The 20,897-nt window shown below is 54.2% G+C and carries 17 protein-coding genes; 8 read left to right on the forward strand and 9 right to left on the reverse strand.

Features of this window, described 5'->3' with window-relative positions:
• Positions 1–31: 31 nt before the first annotated feature.
• The 3 genes from AC1RO5_RS01485 to AC1RO5_RS01495 form a co-directional block, all read right to left on the reverse strand.
• Complete coding sequence (locus AC1RO5_RS01485; RefSeq protein ID WP_493172090.1) at positions 32–427, reverse strand: Zn-ribbon domain-containing OB-fold protein; 396 nt, start codon at positions 425–427, stop codon at positions 32–34.
• Complete coding sequence (locus tag AC1RO5_RS01490) at positions 424–1,614, reverse strand: thiolase family protein (RefSeq protein ID WP_493172092.1); 1,191 nt, start codon at positions 1,612–1,614, stop codon at positions 424–426. The genes AC1RO5_RS01485 and AC1RO5_RS01490 overlap by 4 nt, the downstream gene beginning before the upstream one ends.
• Before the next feature lie 267 nt (positions 1,615–1,881).
• A complete protein-coding gene (locus tag AC1RO5_RS01495; RefSeq protein ID WP_493172094.1) occupies positions 1,882–3,165 on the reverse strand; it encodes an amidohydrolase family protein in 1,284 nt (427 codons plus the stop codon).
• A 427-nt stretch (positions 3,166–3,592) separates the two neighbouring features.
• Between AC1RO5_RS01495 and AC1RO5_RS01500 the strand changes: the two genes are divergently transcribed.
• From AC1RO5_RS01500 to AC1RO5_RS01535, 8 genes are all read left to right on the forward strand, one after another.
• A complete protein-coding gene (locus AC1RO5_RS01500) occupies positions 3,593–5,188 on the forward strand; it encodes a DUF1302 domain-containing protein (RefSeq protein WP_493172096.1) in 1,596 nt (531 codons plus the stop codon).
• 46 nt (positions 5,189–5,234) lie between these two features.
• Positions 5,235–6,608 (forward strand): DUF1329 domain-containing protein, encoded by a 1,374-nt coding sequence (locus AC1RO5_RS01505; RefSeq protein ID WP_493172098.1) that lies wholly within the window; start codon positions 5,235–5,237, stop codon positions 6,606–6,608.
• 176 nt (positions 6,609–6,784) lie between these two features.
• Complete coding sequence (locus AC1RO5_RS01510; RefSeq protein WP_493172100.1) at positions 6,785–7,930, forward strand: WD40/YVTN/BNR-like repeat-containing protein; 1,146 nt, start codon at positions 6,785–6,787, stop codon at positions 7,928–7,930.
• A gap of 31 nt (positions 7,931–7,961) precedes the next feature.
• Positions 7,962–10,385, forward strand: a complete 2,424-nt coding sequence (locus tag AC1RO5_RS01515) for an efflux RND transporter permease subunit (protein ID WP_493172102.1) — start codon at positions 7,962–7,964, stop codon at positions 10,383–10,385.
• Positions 10,386–10,734: 349 nt separating this feature from the next.
• Positions 10,735–11,868 (forward strand): acyl-CoA dehydrogenase family protein, encoded by a 1,134-nt coding sequence (locus AC1RO5_RS01520; protein ID WP_493172427.1) that lies wholly within the window; start codon positions 10,735–10,737, stop codon positions 11,866–11,868.
• A 70-nt stretch (positions 11,869–11,938) separates the two neighbouring features.
• A complete protein-coding gene (locus AC1RO5_RS01525; protein WP_493172104.1) occupies positions 11,939–12,742 on the forward strand; it encodes an IclR family transcriptional regulator in 804 nt (267 codons plus the stop codon).
• A gap of 159 nt (positions 12,743–12,901) precedes the next feature.
• On the forward strand, positions 12,902–13,915 hold the full coding sequence (locus AC1RO5_RS01530; protein ID WP_493172106.1) for a helix-turn-helix domain-containing protein: 1,014 nt from the start codon (positions 12,902–12,904) through the stop codon (positions 13,913–13,915).
• A gap of 258 nt (positions 13,916–14,173) precedes the next feature.
• Positions 14,174–14,344, forward strand: coding sequence for a hypothetical protein (locus tag AC1RO5_RS01535; protein ID WP_493172108.1), 171 nt, complete (start codon positions 14,174–14,176; stop codon positions 14,342–14,344).
• 205 nt (positions 14,345–14,549) lie between these two features.
• Here the strand turns inward: AC1RO5_RS01535 and AC1RO5_RS01540 are convergent, their stop codons facing one another.
• The 6 genes from AC1RO5_RS01540 to AC1RO5_RS01565 all read right to left on the reverse strand — a co-directional run bounded on the left by AC1RO5_RS01540 (position 14,550) and on the right by AC1RO5_RS01565 (position 20,713).
• The gene (locus AC1RO5_RS01540) at positions 14,550–15,350 is read right to left on the reverse strand and encodes a hypothetical protein (protein WP_493172110.1); all 801 of its coding nucleotides are present in this window, start codon (positions 15,348–15,350) and stop codon (positions 14,550–14,552) included.
• A gap of 246 nt (positions 15,351–15,596) precedes the next feature.
• On the reverse strand, positions 15,597–16,733 hold the full coding sequence (locus AC1RO5_RS01545) for a CaiB/BaiF CoA transferase family protein (RefSeq protein ID WP_493172112.1): 1,137 nt from the start codon (positions 16,731–16,733) through the stop codon (positions 15,597–15,599).
• Positions 16,734–16,755: 22 nt separating this feature from the next.
• Positions 16,756–17,613 (reverse strand): alpha/beta fold hydrolase, encoded by an 858-nt coding sequence (locus tag AC1RO5_RS01550; RefSeq protein WP_493172114.1) that lies wholly within the window; start codon positions 17,611–17,613, stop codon positions 16,756–16,758.
• Positions 17,614–17,740: 127 nt separating this feature from the next.
• Positions 17,741–19,096 (reverse strand): alpha/beta fold hydrolase, encoded by a 1,356-nt coding sequence (locus AC1RO5_RS01555; RefSeq protein ID WP_493172116.1) that lies wholly within the window; start codon positions 19,094–19,096, stop codon positions 17,741–17,743.
• Positions 19,097–19,203: 107 nt separating this feature from the next.
• Positions 19,204–19,362 carry a hypothetical protein gene (locus tag AC1RO5_RS01560; RefSeq protein WP_493172429.1) on the reverse strand — a complete coding sequence of 53 codons (159 nt, stop codon included), beginning with the start codon at positions 19,360–19,362 and terminating at the stop codon, positions 19,204–19,206.
• A 334-nt stretch (positions 19,363–19,696) separates the two neighbouring features.
• Complete coding sequence (locus AC1RO5_RS01565) at positions 19,697–20,713, reverse strand: amidohydrolase family protein (protein WP_493172118.1); 1,017 nt, start codon at positions 20,711–20,713, stop codon at positions 19,697–19,699.
• Positions 20,714–20,897 lie beyond the last annotated feature (184 nt).

Here is a 20,897-nt window from a genome sequence, read left to right on the forward strand (position 1 = left end):
TGTTTATCTCCTTTTCTATGGCAGACCGCGCTCAGACCAGCTTGAACTGTGGCAGTTGCAAGTCACCTCGGGGTTCGAAGACCACTTGCACGGCAGCACCGATTTGGGCGAACTCCGGATCACAATCGACGATATTACTCATCATGGTTGGGCCTTCCTCCAATTCGATAAGCGCAAGTACATAGGGCACCCGCTCTGCCATCGACTCGTAAGGCGGCGTATGGATCACAGTGCGTGCGGTAATACGGCCGAGGCCGCTGGCGACGAAATGGTCTAGGTCGGTGGACCAACAAGCCGGGCACCATTGGGTGACGAAGCGGAAGCGATGATTGCAGGTCTTGCAAAGTTGCAGGCGCAACTCTCCGATGGCGGTGCCATTCCAGAACTGCTGGTTGACCGGTGTCACTTCGGGCATTGGGCCATTCATAGTGAGGCTCCCAGTATTAAGGTCGCGTGTTCGTACATCATGCCTCCGTAAACATGAACTAGTGCAGTGTTCGCGTTCGGCACCTGGTTGTTGCCTGCTTCACCCATTACCTGGCGTGCAGCCTCGACGATCAATGACATACCGGATGCTTCTCCGGTATGACCAAAGGAAAGCAGACCGCCATTGGTGTTGACCGGCAGGCTGCCACCCGGGTCGATGGCGCCGCTCTGGACAAATCGCGCGGCTTGGCCCCGAGCGCAGAAGCCGAGGTTTTCCAGCAAGATCAGCGGCGTGACCGAGAAAGCGTCATACAACATAGCAACGTCTATGTCGCTGTGTTGCAGGTCAGCGCGGCGGAAGGCATCCGAACTGGTACGGGTCGCTACCGTGTCGACGAGGCGGCCGTTGGCCGCGCTGAGTGAGCCATGGCTGTGCGCTTCGCCGTAGCCCAGTAGGTAGGCTGGTCTGGAGGAGAGTTCACGGGCCTTGTCAGCGGAAGTGACGAGCACTGCACCGCCGCCATCGCAAGGCACCGAGCAATCGAGAAAATGGAAGGGGTCGGCGATCATCCTGGAGTCAAGTACGTCGTTGGCGGTGATTGCACCCTTTGGGTTCATGAGCGCGCGCGGGTTGAGCAAGGCCCATTGTCGGGCAGACACTGCCACTCGGGCCAGATCGGCAGGCGTTGCGTTGCGTTCGGCCATGAAGCGTGAGGCGATCAATGCATAAAGTGCTGGGATAAATGGGCCGTAGCCGATCTCGAAATCAGGCTCGCTGATCATTCGAGCCATCACCTCCGCGCTGCCCGCCGAGGGTTTGGTGAACTTGCCAGCACCGATGCACAGTACGGCATCGGTTAGACCGTCGCGAATCGCTGAGGCGGCTCGCGCAACCATAATAGCGAAGCTGGCTCCGCCAGCGTTCAGGGTCTCTGCGAAGCCTGGCACCAATCCGAGATCGGCACCCAGCTTTTCATGGGTATAAATGTCGATCGCCCCCACACCTTGGCCAGAGGGGGCGGTTAGCAGGCCGTTAATGTCGCGGGGATGCAGGCCCCACTCTTTCAGGGCATTGATAGCAACATGTCTGTATAGATTGTAAGGACTGATTTCTGGGAAGCGACCAGGTTTTAGTTCAAAACTCGCTGCGATAGCCACATCAGGTTGTGTGTTGCGTTTGCTCTGCATAGTTTTTACGCCGCGATTGCAGCCCTCTAGGTGTTTGGCGAATAGCAGCGAGTGCTATTGATTGACCTTGGCGAGATTTTTCTTGGCGGGAATATGGGACGGTTGAATAGGCGTAATGTGGCTGCCCCGATGTAGTCGGTTTGTGCCGAAGGTGCTGGTATTCCTGCCTGAGTTTTGAATTCATGCGCTCAGTGATCAAGAGCATTGGTTCGGCCCTCCCGCCGCTGTAGAGGGAGGGCTGATCTTGCGGGTAGAGAACTTGTTGATTTATGTAGCTGTCTTGGTTGTATTGAATTTTGACTTGTCCATATTGAAAATACGGACCGCATTTTCACCGAGTATCTTCGTTCGCTGGACTTCGCTCAGATTTTTCATCTCGCGCTCTATACTTAGCTTCGAATGTGGGAAGGAACCCTCGTGATGTGGGTAGTCACTCGACCAGAGAATGTTGTCTTCCAAACCCAGGCTTACCAAGTGGTCAAGCATCCCCGGGTGTTCAAGCGAAGAGACAAAGCAATTGCGTTTGAAGTAGGTGCTTGGAAGTTCCGGAATAACGGGTCGAACCCACATGTGGTGCGCACGATAGGCATGGTCCATTGAATTCAATACCCATGGGATCCAACCTGTGCCGGCTTCTATTACACCGGCTTTAAGACGAGGAAAGCGTTCGAATACGCCTGACGCGATCAAGGTCACCAGCGGGTCGATTCCCGAACCCATGGCAGCATGGAAGTTGATAATCGCTCCCCCTTTGCCACCAACGGCACGGGGGTCCTCTCCGTTACCGACGTGGAACACCAGTGGCAGGCCGGTTTCCTCAATGGTCGCCCACAGTGGTTCAAAGCTCTTATCGTTGTATTCCAGTCGATTGCGCGGTTGGTCGAGCCGGTGGAAGTTAGGTCTATTGGAAATCATGATGCCGTGAAAGCCATTTGCAGCCGCCCACTGAACTTCCTTGATCGCATTTTCCAAGTCGCCTGCAGCGATCAGTGCCATAGGCATGATTCGATGGAATTCGTCCTTGAAGGTTTCGTGTGCCCAGCGGTTCCATGCACGGGTCATGACACCGGAGAACACGGGATCTGGGGTGGCGAAGGCCAGAATGCCTTTCTGCGGAAACACGATTTCCGCGTCCACGCCATCCTGCCGTGCATGTTCCAGGCGCTGTTCAACGCTGCGGCCGGAGGCTGCGCGCAGTACATCCTGATCTTCCATGCGATCGGTGTAGGGAGCGAGCACTTCAAAGCTCTCGAAGGCTTCGGCTTCTGGCAACAGGTCTCGGCGGTCTGATGGAACGCTGACACGTTGTCGAGGCCACCCATCAGTATGAAGCCACTGAACGCCTTCTTCATCGACCCGAACACGAGGCAAGCGATCCTGGTACTGCGGGTCAGTCACTCGGGAAGTGAGAAAGTCGAGAGGTTCGTTGGCGTGGCTATCAGCGCTGACAATGAAATATTTATCTGCGTTGCCTGATACGAGGCGATCGCTCCATGGGAGGGGGCTTTCCTCTTTTAGGCGCCACGCGTTCTTGTCGGTGGATGCTGACATTTTGTCTCCTGTTTCATGTGATTGCCGGCCCTGCGTGGGCGGACTTTGCATGAACGGCTGATAAGTTCGGATTCCAACAAGTAACTCTTCGGAATCCATCATGAATGTTAACCAACGAGTCCTGCTTGGTTATGGCCATACTAACCCTGTGTTCAAAATGACGTGTTCCTGCCGGTGCAAGCCGATTTGTCTCGATCAGCAATCGTTGCTTCCGCTGCGAGGTGAGTTCGTCGGGGCTGGGTTGCCATTGGGTCATGTTTTCATTGCTGGTAGAGATAAGTCTGTTGTCGGGATGGTCGATATCATTCAAATCGACGGCGCCACCGATACCTGTGAGTTCAGAACCCTGGGGTTAGTTCGCCTTCTGCCTCCAATTGAGTGGTGCTGAGGCGTCACTCCATTAAAATAAGAGCCCGGAGACAACGCAATGAAGAAGTGCAACTCGCGTCATCGTGTCATAAGTTCTTTTATGGTGTTTGGCTTCTCGTTTTCCATAATCGACAGTGCCTCCGCCTTCAAGATCGATACAGATAATCCTGACTTCAAAGTTCGCTGGGATAATACATTGCGGTATAACCTGGGGGTGCGTACCGAGGGCCAGGACAAACATATTATCAATACTCCACCGTTCGACACTTCAGATCGAAAATTTGATCGTGGTGATCTCGTTGCCAATCGAGTTGATGTGTTGACCGAGCTGGATTTAGTCTATAAAGATGCTCATGGTATTCGCGTCAGTGCGGCTGGATGGTATGACGACGCCTATAAGGATACTGATATCAAGGGAACTCAAGGCGTTACTCCCAATAATAGCTACACCGGTTATGTCAAACGTTATATGCGTGGCCCCTCTGGCGAATTTCTTGATGCTTTTGCTTTTACCAGTTTCAACCTCGGCAGTACGCCCGTGTCCGTGAAAGCGGGCAGGCACAATGTTTATTGGGGCGAGTCGCTGTTCTCGCTGTCTGACAGCATCGCGTACTCACAAGGGGCATTGGATGCGATAAAGGGCGCCGCTAACCCGGGTAGCCAAGCGAAGGAGTTGTTTCTGCCGCTGACCCAGATCTCCACTGTCGCACAAGTCGCGGACGAGCTCTCAGTGGGCGCCCAATACTACTTGGAATGGGAGCCATGGCGCCTGCCTCCGGGCGGAACATATTTCGGGACTGCCAACTTCTTCAATATTGAGGGAGGTACATTCCTTGCTCCTGGAGTGCCGTTCAATGGCATTCAAGACCGTCCCGAGGATCGCGGAGATTGGGGAGTTATGGCGCGTTGGTCGCCCGAAGCCTTGAGCGGCACGGTGGGTGTGTACTACCGTGAATTCGCCGAAAAACTACCATGGCTAGCTATAGCTCCGGACTTTTCATCGTCACACCTGGCCTATGCAGAAAAGACCAAGCTCTATGGCCTGAGTATTGCCAAGAACTTCGACGGCATCGGCGTGGGCGGTGAGGTTTCCTACCGTAAGAACACAGCGCTCAATAGCGTCAATGTCACAGATCAAGGGGCTCGTGGCGACACATGGCACGGTCTGGTCAACATGATTTGGTACGGTGGTACGAATGCCCTTTGGGACGCAGCACCACTAACCGCGGAGTTGACTTATACGCACTTGGAAAAAGTACGCAGCAACGCCGATAAGTTTGCTGAAACCCATTCGGCGGGTTGTGCTGGTGGCGTATCAAGTGGCTGTGTGACCAAGAATGCCTGGGGCACCAATCTTGCGTTTGAGCCAGTTTGGTATCAGGTGTGGCCAGGCGTGGACCTCAAGATGCCACTCACTTATGGCATAGGCCTGAGCGGTAATGCCCCGGCACTTGGCGGCACCCGAGAAGGCAATGGTTCCTGGAGTGCCGGTGTGGCAGCTGTGGTGCAAAACCAGTACTACGCCACTTTGCGCTATGCCGACTACATGAACCAGATGAGTAACAATGGGGAGACGATCACTAGCGAAAACGCCGGTGGTGCGCTCTACAAGGATCGTGGCTGGCTTTCCCTTACCTTGCAGACCTCATTTTGAGTGTGAGCTTTTTCCATAAGCAGTCACCGCCTTTCAAGGAACTATCATGAAAAAAAGCATGCCTTTTATCGCCTTGGCCTGGTCCATGCTGGTTGCCAATGCAGCCAACGCCGCTGTGAGTGCACAAGAAGCGGCTCAGTTAGGCAAAACACTAACACCCTTCGGCGCCATCAAGGCGGGTAACGAGAGCGGTACTATTCCGGCTTACACCGGTGAGCTACTCAAGCCACCCGCAACTTTTGACCCAAAGAACCCAGGCTATCTGCCGGATCCATTTGCTGACGAAAAGCCTGTGCTCACCATCAATGCGGGCAACATGACGCAGTACGCAGATAAGCTCACTGAGGGCGTCAAGGAACTGCTGAAGAAATACCCCGACTTTCGAGTCGATGTTTACCCCACTCATCGCACTGTGGTTTACCCCGAATATAGCATTAACAATATGCTCCACAATGCTACGTCCTGCCAGTTGGTTGATGAAACCCTCGTGGGCGAATGCAAGGCAGGTCTACCGTTCCCGATTCCCAAAAGCGGTGAAGAAATCATCTATAACAAAGCACTTAATTTCCAAGGTGTTGCGTTTAAGGCCTCCTTCGGCGCTTATGTGGTCGACAGGTCGGGCAAGTTGACGTTCATGTCCTGGTTGGAGGCTTTCAACGAGGTACCCTATTGGGCGCCAGGCGAAGGAGGGGGGAACAAGGAAAACAAGTTGATGACTCGTTTTCGTTCTGACACTGATGAGCCGGCACGCAGTTCCGGTGAGCGGATTTTGCTGATTCGCCCGATCGATACCAAAGTGCCCACGCCGACCTATCAGTACCTACCAGGTCAACGGCGCGTGAAACTAGCTCCGGACCTGGTGTATGACACCCCCAATCCCATATCCGGTGGGACATCGGGTATGGATGAGATAGGTGGTTTCTTTGGTCGAGCTGATCGTTTTGACTGGAAGGTGGTCGGTCGTAAGGAAGTGTACATACCCTATAACAGCTACAAACTGCTTCAGCCGGAATGCAATGAGGAAAAGGGGCTGACGCCTAACTTCATCAATCCCAGTTGTGTACGCTGGGAGCTGCATCGCGTATGGCAGGTTGAGGGGACGCTCAAGCAAGGTCGCCGTCACGTTTTTTCAAAACGCGTGATGTATGTCCAAGAGGACTCCTACTCGGGCGGTATCTACGAAGGCTACGATGCCTCAGGGAAACTCTACAGGACGAGCATGCAGTTTCCCTTCTTCGTCTACAGCTATCCTGAACTGGGAATGCTAGGTCAAGCGTTCGTTACCTACGATAATCAGACAGGTGGTTACGGTGCTTTCAACATTCTAAGTTACGGGCGTAAAGGGTCGGCGCCTATTCCCTTTCAGTTGCCGGCACGTGAGTTCACGCCAGGTGCTTTGGCGAGCGGTGGCATTCGCTGAGTCAAGAAGGACTCATTCAGGGTGCGCTACTTGATAGCGCACTTGAAGTTGTCGTACGGGCCCCCCCCCTGGGTGTGCATCGTATTCTCATCGTGCCTTGTCGCTAGTTGCAGCATCATCCAGTGTCTGGCGGCAGTTTGTGAGATTTGCCACGAATGAACAGAGCGTCTTTCGCTTTGACGATTCTCTCTGGAGTCGTCATTCCGTTATTTGGTAATGGAGTTCAACCTGCCTGCGCTGATACCAAGCCGGCCGAGTTGCAGATACTCAGCGCGCTGGTGCCAAGTACATCGCGCCCGGAGACATTCAAGAATCCCTTGAGTGTGACTGCGCCCAGGCTTGCGCTAGCGCAGAAATCGCCATTGTTCAGCGTGGCCACGTGGGACGGCGTCAACGTGGTCGCTGCGGGACGCTACGGTGTCATTGTCCACGGCAGTGGGCATGGTGACGACTGGCAACAGGCCGAGGTACCCGTTTCGAACGATCTGGTAGCCCTGGCTTTCGGGGACGCCCTCAATGTCTGGGCAGTGGGTCATGGTGGCGTGGTATTGCACAGTGCCGACGGGGGGCAGAAATGGGTGAAGCAACTCGACGGCCACAGCGCAGGTGTGCAGGCGCATGAGTACTACCGGAATCTGGCTGGAGGGCTGGCGACGCAGGATCGTGAATTGATCTTGCAGGAGGCTGGTCGTTGGGAGCAGGAAAGTACAACGCAACCCTTCCTGGATGTCTGGTTCAAGGATAACAAGACCGGATTCATTGTCGGAACCTTCAACCGAATTTTGCGCACGGACGATTCAGGCAAGAGTTGGGTTCCGCTGATCGACAAAATCGACAACCCTCAGGGGCTGCATTTCTATGCGGTTCGCGGTAACGAGAAAGAGGTATATCTCGCTGGCGAGGCGGGCCATGTGTGGCGATGGGATGAGCCCACGGTGCGTTTTGTCGATGTGTCCATACCTTACGAAGGAGCTCTTTTCGGCTTGATCGTGACGCCGGAAGTGGTGCTGGCATACGGGATGCGCGGCAGCTTGTTTCGTTCGCTGGACCGTGGCGCTACATGGGAACAGATCCCCTCGGCGATCAGGGGAGGAATTGTGTCCGCAGACGTGTGGCCGAACGGGAACATTGTCATAGCCGGCCAGAGTGGTGAGGTTTTAGTGAGTTCAGACCAGGGTGCGACTTTTACGCTTGCCCAAGGCAGTGAGCAATCTGGCGCGGTCGCCGCTATTGCCGCCACGCTCCACGATGACTATCTGGTGGTCGGAGTCTCAGGTGTCGGTCGGCATAATTTGGCTGAACCGGCACAGCGAAATCCTTGAACGAACAATCCTTTGAATTGGATCCGTCACCATGGCTCACATTTCCCACTCCGCCTCGAAAGAGGCTGCAGAAATCTTCAGCGATCCTTCCCTGTTCGATAAGTCATCCGGCAGCCTCCTCGAACGGCTTGTGTTCAACAATCGACTGTTAGTGGTGCTGTTCGCGATGCTGCTGACAGTGCTCCTGGGGTACCAACTGCGTTTCCTGGGGGTCAATGCCAGCTACGAGAAGATGCTTCCACAAAGCCACAGCTTTGTGCGCAATTTTATCGAAAATCGCGCCGAGCTGCGCGGGCTGGGTAACACGGTGCAGGTTGTCGTTGAAAACACTCGGGGCGATATTTACGATCGCGAGTACCTTCAGACGCTGGCCAGGATCAACGACCAGATATTCCTGTCCCCGTTTGTTGACCGGGCGTGGATCAAGTCGCTCTATTCGCCGGCCGTGCGCTGGTCGGAAGTGACCGAGGCAGGCTTCGACGGTGGTTCGTTGATGCCAAGCGACTATGACGGCTCAGAGCGCTCCATTGCCGAACTCCGTCTCAATGTGCAGAGAGCCAATCTGGTCGGGAGCCTGGTCAGTTTGGATCAGCGCTCCAGCATGATTGTGATTCCGCTGATGGATCGCGACGCCAGCGGCAACCCGGTAGACTACGCCGGCTTCTCCAAAATGCTGGATGAACTGCGCACGACTAGTGATGCAGAGGACAACTATCGCATCTATGTGATTGGCTTTGCCAAACTGGTAGGGGACATGATCGAGGGGCTAGAGAAGGTGATGCTCTTCTTTGGTCTGGCAGCTGTTACCGCAACCCTGATTATCTTCCTTTATACCCGAGATTTACGAAGTACCCTTCTGGTGATGTGCTGCTCGATGGTCGCCGTGGTCTGGCAGCTTGGAATGGTCACTTATCTCGGGATGGAGATTGACCCGTTTTCGATCTTGGTGCCTTTTCTGGTGTTTGCCATTGGTGTCAGCCATGGCGCTCAAAAAATGAACGGTGTGATGCAAGACATCGGCCGTGGCACTCACAAGTCCGTTGCTGCACGTTTTACCTTTCGCCGACTTTTCCTAGCCGGGCTGACAGCATTGCTGGCTGATGCCGTCGGCTTTGCCGTGCTGATGATTATCGATATTCCGGTGATCCGCGAGTTGGCGATGTCCGCCAGTATAGGTGTCGCGATTTTAATTTTGACCAACCTCATCCTGCTGCCGGTGCTGCTCTCCTATGTAGGGGTTTCCCCTGTGGCCGCGCAGCGCAGCCTGGCTTCAGCTGGCGGCGATGTGGGCCGTATCTGGTTGTGGTTCAATCGCTTCACCGAGCGGAACTATGCGATCGCAGCTATTACCGTGGCGGTGGTGTTGGCGTTGTTGGCCTTTGTCAAGGCACAAGATGTGAAGGTTGGCGACCTTGATCCCGGTGCGCCTGAGCTGCGGGCTGATTCCCGTTACAACCAGGACAACGCTTACATCACGGCGCACTATGGCATTTCCAGCGATGTGTTTGCAGTGATGGTCAAGACACCGACTGACGGCTGTCGCAACTTCGAGACGCTGATCGAGATGGATCGTCTTGCAGAGCGGCTGAGTCAAGTGCCGGGTGTGCTGCATACCGCGTCGCTGGTAGACCAGTTGCGTGCATTAACGGTGGGTGCCTACGAGGGCAATCCTAAATGGGCGACTGTGGCCTGGGACCCTCTGGTACTCAAGGACCGGATCAACCTCGCGCAGAATTGGAACTCTGAAATGCTCAACGCTGATTGCTCGCTGCTGCCGGTGCAAACCTACCTGAGCGATCACAAGGCCGAGACCTTGAAGCGCGTTGTGGACGTAGCCCAGGATTTTTCCGATCGGCACTCTACATCTGATCGTCAGTTCCTGTTGGCGGCAGGCAATGCAGGTATCGATGCTGCTACTAACTCGGTGGTCGAGAAGGCCAACCGCGAGATGTTATTGCAGGTTTACGCAGCGGTGATCTTGCTGTGCGCCATTACTTTTCGCAGTTGGCGTGCGGTCGTGGTGGCTGTGTTGCCGTTAATCCTGACCTCGATCATGGCGGAAGCGCTCATGGCAATGCTTGGTATCGGCATGAAAGTGGCGACGTTGCCCGTTGTTGCGCTAGGGGTTGGAATCGGCGTGGACTATGCACTGTACCTGCTGAGTGTGATATTGGTGCTCCAGCGCCAAGGCCTGTCACTCAGTGAGGCCTACCGCGGCGCTCTTGGTTTTACCGGAAAAATTGTTGCGCTGGTGGGTATCACGCTGGCGGCCGGGGTTGTTACCTGGGCGGCTTCACCGATCAAGTTCCAGGCCGATATGGGCATCATGCTCACCTTCATGTTTGTCTGGAATATGGTCGGGGCACTTATATTGATACCTGCGCTTTCTCATTTCCTTTTGCGCAAAGAGACAGTCAAACTCAAGCCGTTGGCGCAATTGTCATCGGTGGGGTGACTGAGCGTTTAATAACTCGTTGATATATGAAAGCCCCTGGCCGCAAGGCTCGGGGCTTTTTTGACTTTGGTGCAGAGGTGGAAGTTGTTTTCATGCCCATTGGCATGGGCTCGTCAAAAGTTTGCTTATCAATATAATGAGACATTTGTCTCGATTTATAGTTTTAATAATTAAAAAATGGCTTATTTATTCCAATAAAACTGTTTTATAATCCAAAAAAACATTTATTATTTAGTTGTGGTGATAATTGGCCGGTGAGTGTCAGGGCTTTGAAACATTCCCCCGCGATTATCGGATCAACGGCGTGGTAGTCATCTACTCGTCATCTTTTCATCTGCTGAATCAGAGGATTTTCATGCGTAGCGTATTTCGAGAAGACCACGAGCAGTTTCGCACCCAGGTGCGCCGTTTCATTGAGCGGGAGATCCAGCCCTTTCATGCTGGATGGGAAGACGAAGGGATAGTGCCGAAGGCGCTTTGGCTACGTGCTGGTGAGGAGGGGCTGCTAAACATCATGCTGCCTGAGCCCTTCGGTAGCGGTGGTGATTTTGGCCATTCAGCCGTGCTGATCGAAGAGTTGGCGCGCGTAAACGCCACTGCCGTGGGTTTTAACCTGCACTCCGATATCGTGGCGCCTTACATTCATGAATATGGTGACGAGGCGCAGAAGGAGCGCTGGCTGCCGGCCATGGCGAGGGGCGAATTGATTGGCGCCATCGCCATGACAGAGCCCGGAGCGGGTAGCGATTTGAAGGCTATACGGACCACCGCGCGTCGCGAAGGCGATGAGTACATCATCAATGGTCAGAAGACCTTTATTACCAACGGATTGAATGCCGGCCTGGTCATCGTGGTTGTCAAAACCGATCCAGCAGCGGGTGCTCGCGGCATATCACTGATTTGCGTTGAGGAAGGCACTCCAGGGTTCGAGAAGGGCCAAAAACTCAAGAAGGTCGGCTTGCGTGGGCAGGATACCTCGGAACTGTTCTTTGAAAATGTGCGTGTTCCAGTCGATAACTTGCTGGGCGAGGAGAATGCCGGCTTCGGCTACTTGATGCATGAATTGGCTCAAGAGCGGTTGGTCATTGCTGTGCGCGCCGCCGCATCGATTGAGGCAATGCTTGAGCGCACAATTGCCTATACGAGAGAACGAAACACCTTCGGCCAGCCTGTGTTTTCCTTCCAGAACACTCGCTTCAAACTTGCCGAAGCAAAATCCCAAGCAACCATGATACGGACCTTTATCGACGATTGCCTTGCTCGACATCTGCGTCGCGAATTGACACCGGATCGTGCAGCGATGGCCAAGCTCAACGCTACAGCGATGCAAAATCGCTTGCTCGACGAGTTCCTGCAAATGCATGGAGGCTATGGCTACATGAGTGAGTATGTCGTGGGCAGTGCATGGGTGGATGCACGAGTCAGCCGGCTCTTCGGTGGCAGCGACGAGATCATGAAAGAAATCATTGCTCGAACGCTTTGACTCATGAGAGAACAGCACGCCAGAGTCATCATGCGGTTCATGCCTGGATCATTTCGAAGCGAGAAAATTCTTGGCTAGTTTGAAAACTGAAGTTGAGAGCGAAAGCGAAGGGCGACAGGTCAGCGCGCTGGCGCGTGGAGTGGCCATCATTCGCTGTTTTACTCCCATGCGACAAGAGCTCAGTGCACGCGAGCTGATGGAGTTGACAGGGCTTGCGAAGCCGACTCTGTTTCGCCTGTTGGACACGCTCTGCGACCTGGGCATCCTGCGTTATTCAGAGCGAATTTCCCGTTATGTGGCGGGGTTGGGACTGCTCGAAGCCAGTGCGGCGACGCTCGCCAGAATGACAATTCGCCAATTGGCTCGGCCATTGATGGAAGACTTGGCGAATCACATTACGGGTCAGCTGCAGCTGGTAGTGGGCTACCGAGCAAATCTGAATTACGTTGAGTTGGTTCAAGGGGTTGGTAGTAAGGTTTTCAGATCTGAGGTAGGAACAAAGTTGTCCCTTTCGCGAACCGCGTCGGGTCGTGCCTACCTGGTCACCGCGCCTGCGATTGAGCGCGAAACCTACCTTGCAGAACTGGCAAGCAAGAATCCAGAGCGCCACGCGTGGTTGCTTGATCGTCTGGATGATGCGCGTCATGATCTTCAACAGCATGGGTTCTGTCAGGGGCACGGTGATTTGCATCGCGAGATGGCAGTGATTGCCGTGCCAATGACACGCCGCTCGGAAGAAGAGGAAGCCTGGATCTTTTCCGCGACAGTTCCTGTGTTCAGCCCGCAGGTCAAACATCTGGTTGACGAGGTCGGCCCCAGGTTATTGACGTTGGTACGTAGCGTTGATACTTCTCTTGGTGCAAACGGGAGGTGACGGTCGGTTAGTGACAGGCAGATCAGGAGGTGATCAACTGCCTTTAGGCGTATGTCGCTGGTCTCAAATTTAATCCAATCTACAAACCGTGATGTTAGCCCACTGCTGTGCGACATGTGGTGTCTTGCTAGATAATAAAAATAAAATAGGTGAATGGCGATGGAATATTTTTCATTTGATCGGCCCAACAGTTCTGCTGCAGTAGTTGGAAAGTTGTTTTCTCTTGCGACAAGAGAAATAGCAAAAAAATACAATGATGGCGATGTGATCATGTGCGAACAGGAGCAGAGTCCGCATTTCGAGTTATCCATGCTGTTGCAAGGACAGTACCCAATGGGCGTCGTGAACGCCCGGTCGAAGTATGAGTTTCGTCGGTCCTGGGATCATATTCGTGAAAACAAAGTCAATACGATCACATTGCGTTATGTGCGATCGGGGATGCTGAGTGTGTCCCAGGCAGGGAATTCATGTGAGCTGGGTCCAGGCGATCTTGCTTTTACCCGTTCTAATATTCCAATTCATTATAAAAGCTGTGCAGCCGCAAAGCAGGCAACCGAGTGGTTGTTTATAATCTTGCCATTGGACTTGGTGCATCGACACTTTCCGGACGGGATACCCATGTGTTCACGGCTGACAGCTCCTCAAGGGCGACGATTGATTATTGCGCAAGTGATGGCTGTCTTGAGCGCAGAAGGCGAGTCGCTTGCACGAGAGGTTATCGACGATCTCATTTCAGCGATGTTGAAAACGACGTACGATATTGCAGTAGAGCAGGGTATGGAGGTCGAGTCTCGTCAAAGCATTGGTGAGAAGCGCCTTGAGGGAATCATTTCCCTGATATCTCTACATCTTTCCAATCCTGATTTTTCTTTGTCTGCGGCGGCAAAGGCCTGCAAGATATCGCCTCGCTATCTATGTCATCTGCTGAAGGAAAACGGTACCGCGTTTTCCGAGTTGTTGTGGAAAAGTCGCCTGGAAAAATCCAAGGAGTGGCTTGCTACGTTGGACAAAAGGCGCTACGGGATCGGTGAAATCGCCTTTATGACCGGGTTTAAAAGTGCTGCTCATTTTAGTCGTATGTTTCGAGAGCATTTTGGTTGTTCTCCCAGTGAGTATCGTCGAAATGAAGTCACTCCTCCGGTCGAGCAACGTATGCCGAGGTATGCAAGTTGATCGGTTGATAAAAGCAGCGCCCCTGCAGGTAGGCCAGATTGTAAATTGGTTCTGTAGGGGCGTTTTTTTTATGGCTTTGGTTAAGTGAAAATGTCCTGGTGGTAAAATGAGGAACCGTCAATAGAGAGATGAGCAGGTGCTATGGAAACTCCGAACAATCCCCGTATATGCTGAAATACAGTCTCCTCATTAAAATAGTCAAACCCCCAATCGGTGGACTGCCGGAAACCTATTGACTCCCGATGCGACCAAATCATTGTGTTGAGCGTACAGGCCGAATACGAACTGATCTGGGCCTGCAGTTACCGCAAGCATGTGATCAGTGAAGAAACCATCGTGCAGTTGGAGATCGTGTCGATGCAGACCCGGGACTTCAAAGACTTTCGCAAGTTTACGGTTGCCGAAGTTGTGACGCGGGCACTTGGATAGGAAGTGGAGAGGCTTGCAAAATGGAAAATCAGTTATGACCCTAGACTAGTCTTCGTAGACGAGTGCGAGCTGGGGTAGTATCCCAGCTCGGACAACGAATTTATACTGGATCAAAGGGTTGGCTAATGTTAAAAGATGATGCTGTAACAGTGTTGTAATTCAACTCTAAATACACCTTGCTTCGATGGGGTGGTGCTAGAAGACTTTACCAAACTGGCTTGCTGCCATTGGGTAATAATTCTTTTTTCGGCAATTGAGAGCACTTGTACAGGTTGTAGATTGCCAGGCCGGTGGTGATGACGCCACAGAAATAGTACCAAGCTTGGTTGAAAAACGGCGTCACTGCCAAGAACCAACTAATTCCCGGTATCCACATAACTGCACATTCAACAACGATGATGATCTGCAATCCCATGGAGTTGAATTTTCTCGTTCCGGTTTCTGCGGCGCGAGCCCCCCAGTATTTCCAGGTCCAATAGGCGAATACATAGTTCGTGAAAGGATAAATTATCCAAATGGCAGCGTTATCGACACCGCCAATCATGGACAGGACGTACATATTGACAGCGAAGCAAACGAGGGTGATGCCGATGACATTGAACCACGCGGTGTTCTCATCGATGTGGCCCTTGCTCATGGAGCCGAACTCCAATTGTCGCGACACTTTGTCCTTGACTGCTTTATAGATGCAAATAGCTTCCAGCACCACCCATACGGGCAGGAAAACGCCTTGCACCACGAACATCCAGAAAAAGTCGTTCTTGAGGGCTAAGTGCCAGAATGTGTAGGTGCCGATCAGATCAATGGTAATCATCCAGCAGTGAAGATAAATGGGGTATGGGTCCGTTCCTTCTTTGCGCATCAATCGAAGCGCGTGCGTATAAAGAAGATAACCCAATGTGCATGCAATGAGCCAGGCGGCGATATTGCCAGCGTTGTCCCATGAGAGCGTCATTGCGCTAATGAGTTGCTGGGGTATATTGTTTAAATAATCCATGTAAGCCATTTCTGCACCTTAATTATGTTGGATTATGCGCGCTGCAATAAGCGCTCTACGGATAGCGACGTAGTACGATGTTTATGTATGAAGCATCGTTGAGTTGAATCCTAACAACCCCGCTTCTCATCAGCTTGTCTCTACCCGCAGTGAAATTATGATTCAGAGGAAAACCAGGCGTGCGATTCAAAAAGTCGATTTGCCAGTCATGGCGAACGCCCAATACCCGTTATCGCTTTATTGAGAACATTGTCCTCAGGCGATTAAACCGCCAGCCACAGCATTTTTTGCGTCCGAGGCATTGATTCCCCAGTTCTGCAGGAGGCTGCGACCGTTTCCGTCGTTAGCTCCTGCGTGCACCTGAACCTCGCCCGGCGTAACCGAGAATCGAGGAGCTGGTGCCGGTTGCGGCACTCCGTCGATTTCCAAAAACGATGCGCGAGCAATGTTGTGGGGATCTTGCATGGCTTCGGTAATCGACAGCACGGGGGAGAAGCACGCATCGGATCCTTCCATGATCTCGCTCCACTGGTCGCGAGTCTTGCTCGCAAACACTTCAGCAAACTTGGCCTTTATTTCCGGCCACTTCGATTTGTCCATTTGAGCGTGGGGGATTTTGCCAGCCAAACCGATCTTCTCCAGCAGAATGGCGTAGAACTGTGGCTCGATCGCACCCACAGCAATCCACTTGCTATCGGCACAGCGGTACGTGTCGTAGAAAGGTGCACCGCCGTCGAGCAGGTTGCTGCTGCGCTGGTCTTCCCACTGCCCGGAGTAGCGCAGGCGATGGATGATCGCGGTCAGGTAGGCGGTGCCATCGGTCATTGCGACATCGACCACCTGGCCTTTGCCTGTGGCGCGGGCACTCAATACCGCAGCAAGCACGCCTACTGCCAGGAACATCGCCCCGCCTCCATAGTCACCGACCAGGTTCAATGGCGCGATGGGCTTGTCCTGAGTGCCGATGGTATCCAATGCGCCGGTGACGGCGATGTAGTTGATGTCATGGCCTGCACGATACGCGTAAGGACCGTATTGGCCCCAGCCGGTCATGCGGCCATACACGATGCGTGGATTGCGCGCGAGGACGATACCCGGATCCAGGCCAAGCCTCTCCATGACGCCAGGGCGGAACCCTTCAAACAAGATATCGGCGGTCTCGCAGAGCTTCAGGCACAGTTCGATCGATTCGGGATCCTTGAGGTCGACTTCCAGGGACTGCCTGCCACGACTATCGATTTCCGTCTGCGCATTACGCTTACTTGCGCTGCCCTTGCGTTCGATGCGCAGTACGTCCGCACCCATGTCGGACAGCAACATGCCGCAGAACGGACCAGGTCCGATGCCGGCAAACTCGATTACTTTAAGTCCCTGAAGGGGGCCGCTTGACATTGATTTACTCCTTTTGTTGGCTTTATTTTTGAACGCAAGTAATCTGCACAGGGTTTGAATGCCTGCGACAAAAACTCAGAATGCCTTCGTTGAAGGCATCATTGCGGTCACCCGCGACCATATGCCCCGCACCCTCCACCGTGACGCACTCTGCGGTGGGTAGCAGTTGCTGGAAATGTGCAATTTGTTCTTTTCCGACCACTTCACTTTGCGAGCCGCTGATCAGTAATGTCGGTATTTGAATTTGATTCGTTGCCTGCTCCAGGCGGGGTTGTACAATATCGGGGCGCAGTTCTCCGAAGGATATGAAGCGAGGATCCCAATGCCAGTAGAGGCGGCCGTTGCGCTTGCGCAAGTTGCGCATCAAGCCATTGGGGTTGGGTGAGCGTGGACGGTTCGGGTTATAGCGAGCGACAGCCTCGGCCGCGTCTTCCAGGGTTGCGAACCCTGACAGGTTAGCCTGCATAAATGCAGCGATATGGTCCGTGCCTTGTAGGTTGACTGTCGGGGTGATGTCGACCAATACCAGCGCTCGGGCCAGCCTGCAATCGGCTTCACCGACCGCAGTCAGCGCAGTCATGCCGCCCATTGAGGCTCCCACCAGGATTGGCATCTGATCGAGTTGACCAATGACCGAGAGCAAGTCGGACACCAGTGCATCCAGCCCATAGTCCCCTGTGGGAGACCAGTCGCTGTCGCCATGCCCTCGTGCATCTATGGAAATTACGTGGTAGCCAGCTTCGACAAAGGCGACAAAGCCCTTGTGCCAACTGTGGCGAGTTTGCCCACCTCCGTGAAGCAGCACGATGGGCGGCTTATCAGCGTCGCCACCGATGTCGGCTGCAATGGACATGCCGTCCGTCATTTTGAACTGATGCATTGGGAGCATTCTGTTTTCCCATCGTTTGTAGGCGGCAGTCTAAAGCGAGCAGTCATTGAAACTTTGGCTTGTTTTGCAATGGGAATTGTCTGTGACTGCAATACCCACAGTGGATGGACTTACCCGATCAATCGTCACGCGCCATGTGCATGCGCTGGTAGGCGCCTTGGAAGTACAGCAACGGATCGCGTGATGGATCGAAATGCACCCGATCGACTCTACCGATTACGATGACATGATCGCCGCCGTCCAAGACTTCGGTGATGGCACATTCAAAGTTTGCGGCGGCGTCGATAATGATGGGCACATTTTGGTCCCAGGTTTCCCATTCTGTTTCAGCGAAGCGGTCCACGTTCCTGGAGGCAAAACGTGCCGAAATGGGTTGTTGTCCGATGTGCAGAACGTTCACGGCGAATGCGCCGTGCTTACGCAGCGCGTTCACGCTGGGCGACTCGCGCTTGACACAGAACAGCACCAGCGAGGGGTCAAGGGAAACGGAGGTGAAGGAGTTGGCGGTGAATCCCAGGGGGCTGCCGTTTTCGTCGGTAGTGGTAATAACGGTGACACCTGTAACAAAACAGCCAAGGGCATTGCGCAGCATGCGCGGTTCGAAACCGCCTTGGGGGTGCGCGCCTGGGCGTGGGTTAACGCTCTCAAGAAAATTCAGCACTGCGATGTCGAAAGCATCATTGCGCCGTCCGATAGTGAGGTCGCCGACTCCGGCGATTTCAGCCACTTCGGCATGCGGTACTCGCTTGCGGAAAGCCTCCACACCGGCCTCGTCGAGCGCAGTGCCCGATTCGCTGCGGATCAATAGGGTGGGTACTTCCAGCGCAGAGGCGGCAATGTTGAAGCGGTTATGTGCAGCAGCGCGGCCTTCGGGTCCGACGTCAAAGCCGTTGTAGGCGGGATCGACATGCCAGCGGAAGCGGCCGCTGTCGTCTCGGCGCAGGTCATGCTTAAGGTTGGCGAGGTCGATCTGCTCATTGGCGGGCAGGTATTCGGCCAATACAGCGGCAGCCTCTTCAAGGCTGCTGAAGCCGTTGGCATCCCTGGTCATCAGGGCCGCGTTGCGGTCGAGTCCGCTAGGTTTCATACGTGGCAGCGCGTTAATCAGGATCAGCGCACTGACGATCGGCTTGTCGCTTTCACCGATGGCTGCCAAGGCGGCCAGGGCACCAAGGGACGTGCCGACCACCGCGGGTCTGGAGGGCAGCTGTTCGATAATGGCCTTGACGTCCTGGACGATGTCGCCCAAGTCGTAGCGAGCGTTGGGTGCCCAGTCGCTGTCGCCATGACCGCGCAAATCGACCGAGACTGCATAGCGGCCGGCTGCTGCCAGGGCTTTAGCGACCTTGCTCCAGGCAGCACGAGTTTGGCCGAAACCAGGCAATAACAGTACGCAGGGGTCACTGGGGTTTCCCACTACATCCACCGCGAGCTTTATACCGCCTGAACCGTTGAGTCGAATATCCATAGCCATTGAGGTTGTTTCCGTAGCAGTCGTTGATGGAGTCAATCTATCAATTTGAGAAAACATTGCTTATCCGGGGTAGCAATCGAAGTTGCCGATAGCGGACCAGTGGCCAATTACTGGTCGATGCCAAGGATCGCGCCGCTGATTGACACCCCACTGCCGGCGGTGACCAGCACGTTATGCACCTCCGCAACCTGGTTGACCGCGTTACTGCGCAGCTGCCGGACCGCTTCGCTTAAGCCACTGAGACCGTGTGTGTAGACTTCGCCCAGTTGTCCTCCATGTGTGTTGACGGGCTGCTATCTATTTCGATGTTACCGTCCCTGATGAAGTCCTTGGCCTCTTCCCACTTGCAAAAGCCGTAGGCTTCCAGCGATGGCAGTACGGTTGGCCGGGCTGGGAAGTGTGGGTCGAATGGAGATCCGTCAACAGGCCCCAGACTGGCGGCCTGCTGAGGTGTGGCTGATTTTGACTGCTGGCAGAAAGAGCCGAATACTAGGCCCATGGTCGCGATACAGTGGATACTCTTTGGTGTTCGCGGCGAGGCGCCAGGATGCGAATCAAGAGTCACGTCATGACGCCAGCTCAGGTTTGCTTGCGAACGATTTAGTCGGCGATCCGATAAATTCGTCGAGCCACACCGGCAAACATTGCTTGTCGCTCACTCGCACTGAAGTCGGCGACTATCCGCTTGAATCCATTCCACAGGGTGTCGTAAGTGGTGGAAAGCATCTCCACTGGGAAATTGCTTTCGAACATGCAGCGCTCGGGGCCAAACAGTTCAATGGCCGTCAGCACGTAGTCACGATTGATATCGGCAATCTGCTCGGAGCTTAACGGTTCTGACGGGAAGCCATAGGCAGCCGGCTCGGTCTGTGACACATAGAGGCCGCCCAGCTTGACCGTGATGTTAGAGCATCGGGCCAGATGCATCATGGCTGTGCGCCAAGCCTGAAAGCCTTCCTTGCGACGGCCGGCGAATGGACCTATCGCCAAGGGGCCACCCAGGTGGTTGAGAATGATGGAGGTGTCGGGAAAGGCAGCGGCCAGATCCTGCACCTCGCCGAGTTGAGTCTGAAAAGCCCAGGCTTCAAAGCTCAAGCCGCGTCGCGCCAGTTCGGCGAAGCCTTGCCTGAACGCGGGTTGTTGGGTGATGTCCGCTTCGCTGGCGCCATAGATCGGTGGCAGCGAGGCGTCGAAGGCGAGCATATGGCGGATGCCGCGAAGGCGTGGCGAGGCATCTGCGTGCGCATCGAGTACCTCGCCCACCGCAGCGCCGAGGGTGAGGTTGGCAAAAGGCACGATCGCCGAACACAGACCACCGGCCTTGCCGCCACGTTGTGCGCTTTCCTCGGCAATGCGTTGGGCGTTCACGGTTTCACCTACCGGGCGCATGGACTGCGGGCCGTCAGTGTAGTAGTGCGAATGACCGTCGACTAGCACTGTAGCCACTACGTTATGGGCTGACAGCGCCTTGTCCGCAATGAGCTCCTCGAGATCGTAGGGTTTGAAAATGGGATTGTCCCAATCCTGACCCCAGATGTGGTGGTGTGTATCAATAATGGGCAGATCGGGGTCCAGTGCCGGTTCGCTTGCAAATGTCTGCCATTGGCTTGAGGTCATTTCAATTCCTACCATATTGTGATTGTTGAAGAGGTGCGATGGGCAAAGCTAGCACGCAATTTGTCCGTTCAGATCGGGTGTTCCGTGCAGATCATATTGAGCGGCACTCTCAGAACATTCCCTTAATTTGCGCAATTGCCAGCACAGGCTAATGCCACTTCTTTTCCAGTCGTTCGGGTCTTTC

The sequence above is a fragment of the Pseudomonas sp. GW822-FHT02G04 genome (genome assembly GCF_058802085.1).

Bases quoted from the DNA above. Each gene is read 5' to 3' on its own strand.
- AC1RO5_RS01485 (WP_493172090.1), bottom strand. From the start codon at position 427: ATGAATGGCCCAATGCCCGAAGTGACACCGGTCAACCAGCAGTTCTGG.
- AC1RO5_RS01490 (WP_493172092.1), bottom strand. From the start codon at position 1,614: ATGCAGAGCAAACGCAACACACAACCTGATGTGGCTATCGCAGCGAGT.
- AC1RO5_RS01495 (WP_493172094.1), bottom strand. From the start codon at position 3,165: ATGTCAGCATCCACCGACAAGAACGCGTGGCGCCTAAAAGAGGAAAGC.
- AC1RO5_RS01500 (WP_493172096.1), top strand. From the start codon at position 3,593: ATGAAGAAGTGCAACTCGCGTCATCGTGTCATAAGTTCTTTTATGGTG.
- AC1RO5_RS01505 (WP_493172098.1), top strand. From the start codon at position 5,235: ATGAAAAAAAGCATGCCTTTTATCGCCTTGGCCTGGTCCATGCTGGTT.
- AC1RO5_RS01515 (WP_493172102.1), top strand. From the start codon at position 7,962: ATGGCTCACATTTCCCACTCCGCCTCGAAAGAGGCTGCAGAAATCTTC.
- AC1RO5_RS01530 (WP_493172106.1), top strand. From the start codon at position 12,902: ATGGAATATTTTTCATTTGATCGGCCCAACAGTTCTGCTGCAGTAGTT.
- AC1RO5_RS01540 (WP_493172110.1), bottom strand. From the start codon at position 15,350: ATGGCTTACATGGATTATTTAAACAATATACCCCAGCAACTCATTAGC.
- AC1RO5_RS01545 (WP_493172112.1), bottom strand. From the start codon at position 16,733: ATGTCAAGCGGCCCCCTTCAGGGACTTAAAGTAATCGAGTTTGCCGGC.
- AC1RO5_RS01550 (WP_493172114.1), bottom strand. From the start codon at position 17,613: ATGCATCAGTTCAAAATGACGGACGGCATGTCCATTGCAGCCGACATC.
- AC1RO5_RS01555 (WP_493172116.1), bottom strand. From the start codon at position 19,096: ATGGCTATGGATATTCGACTCAACGGTTCAGGCGGTATAAAGCTCGCG.
- AC1RO5_RS01565 (WP_493172118.1), bottom strand. From the start codon at position 20,713: ATGACCTCAAGCCAATGGCAGACATTTGCAAGCGAACCGGCACTGGAC.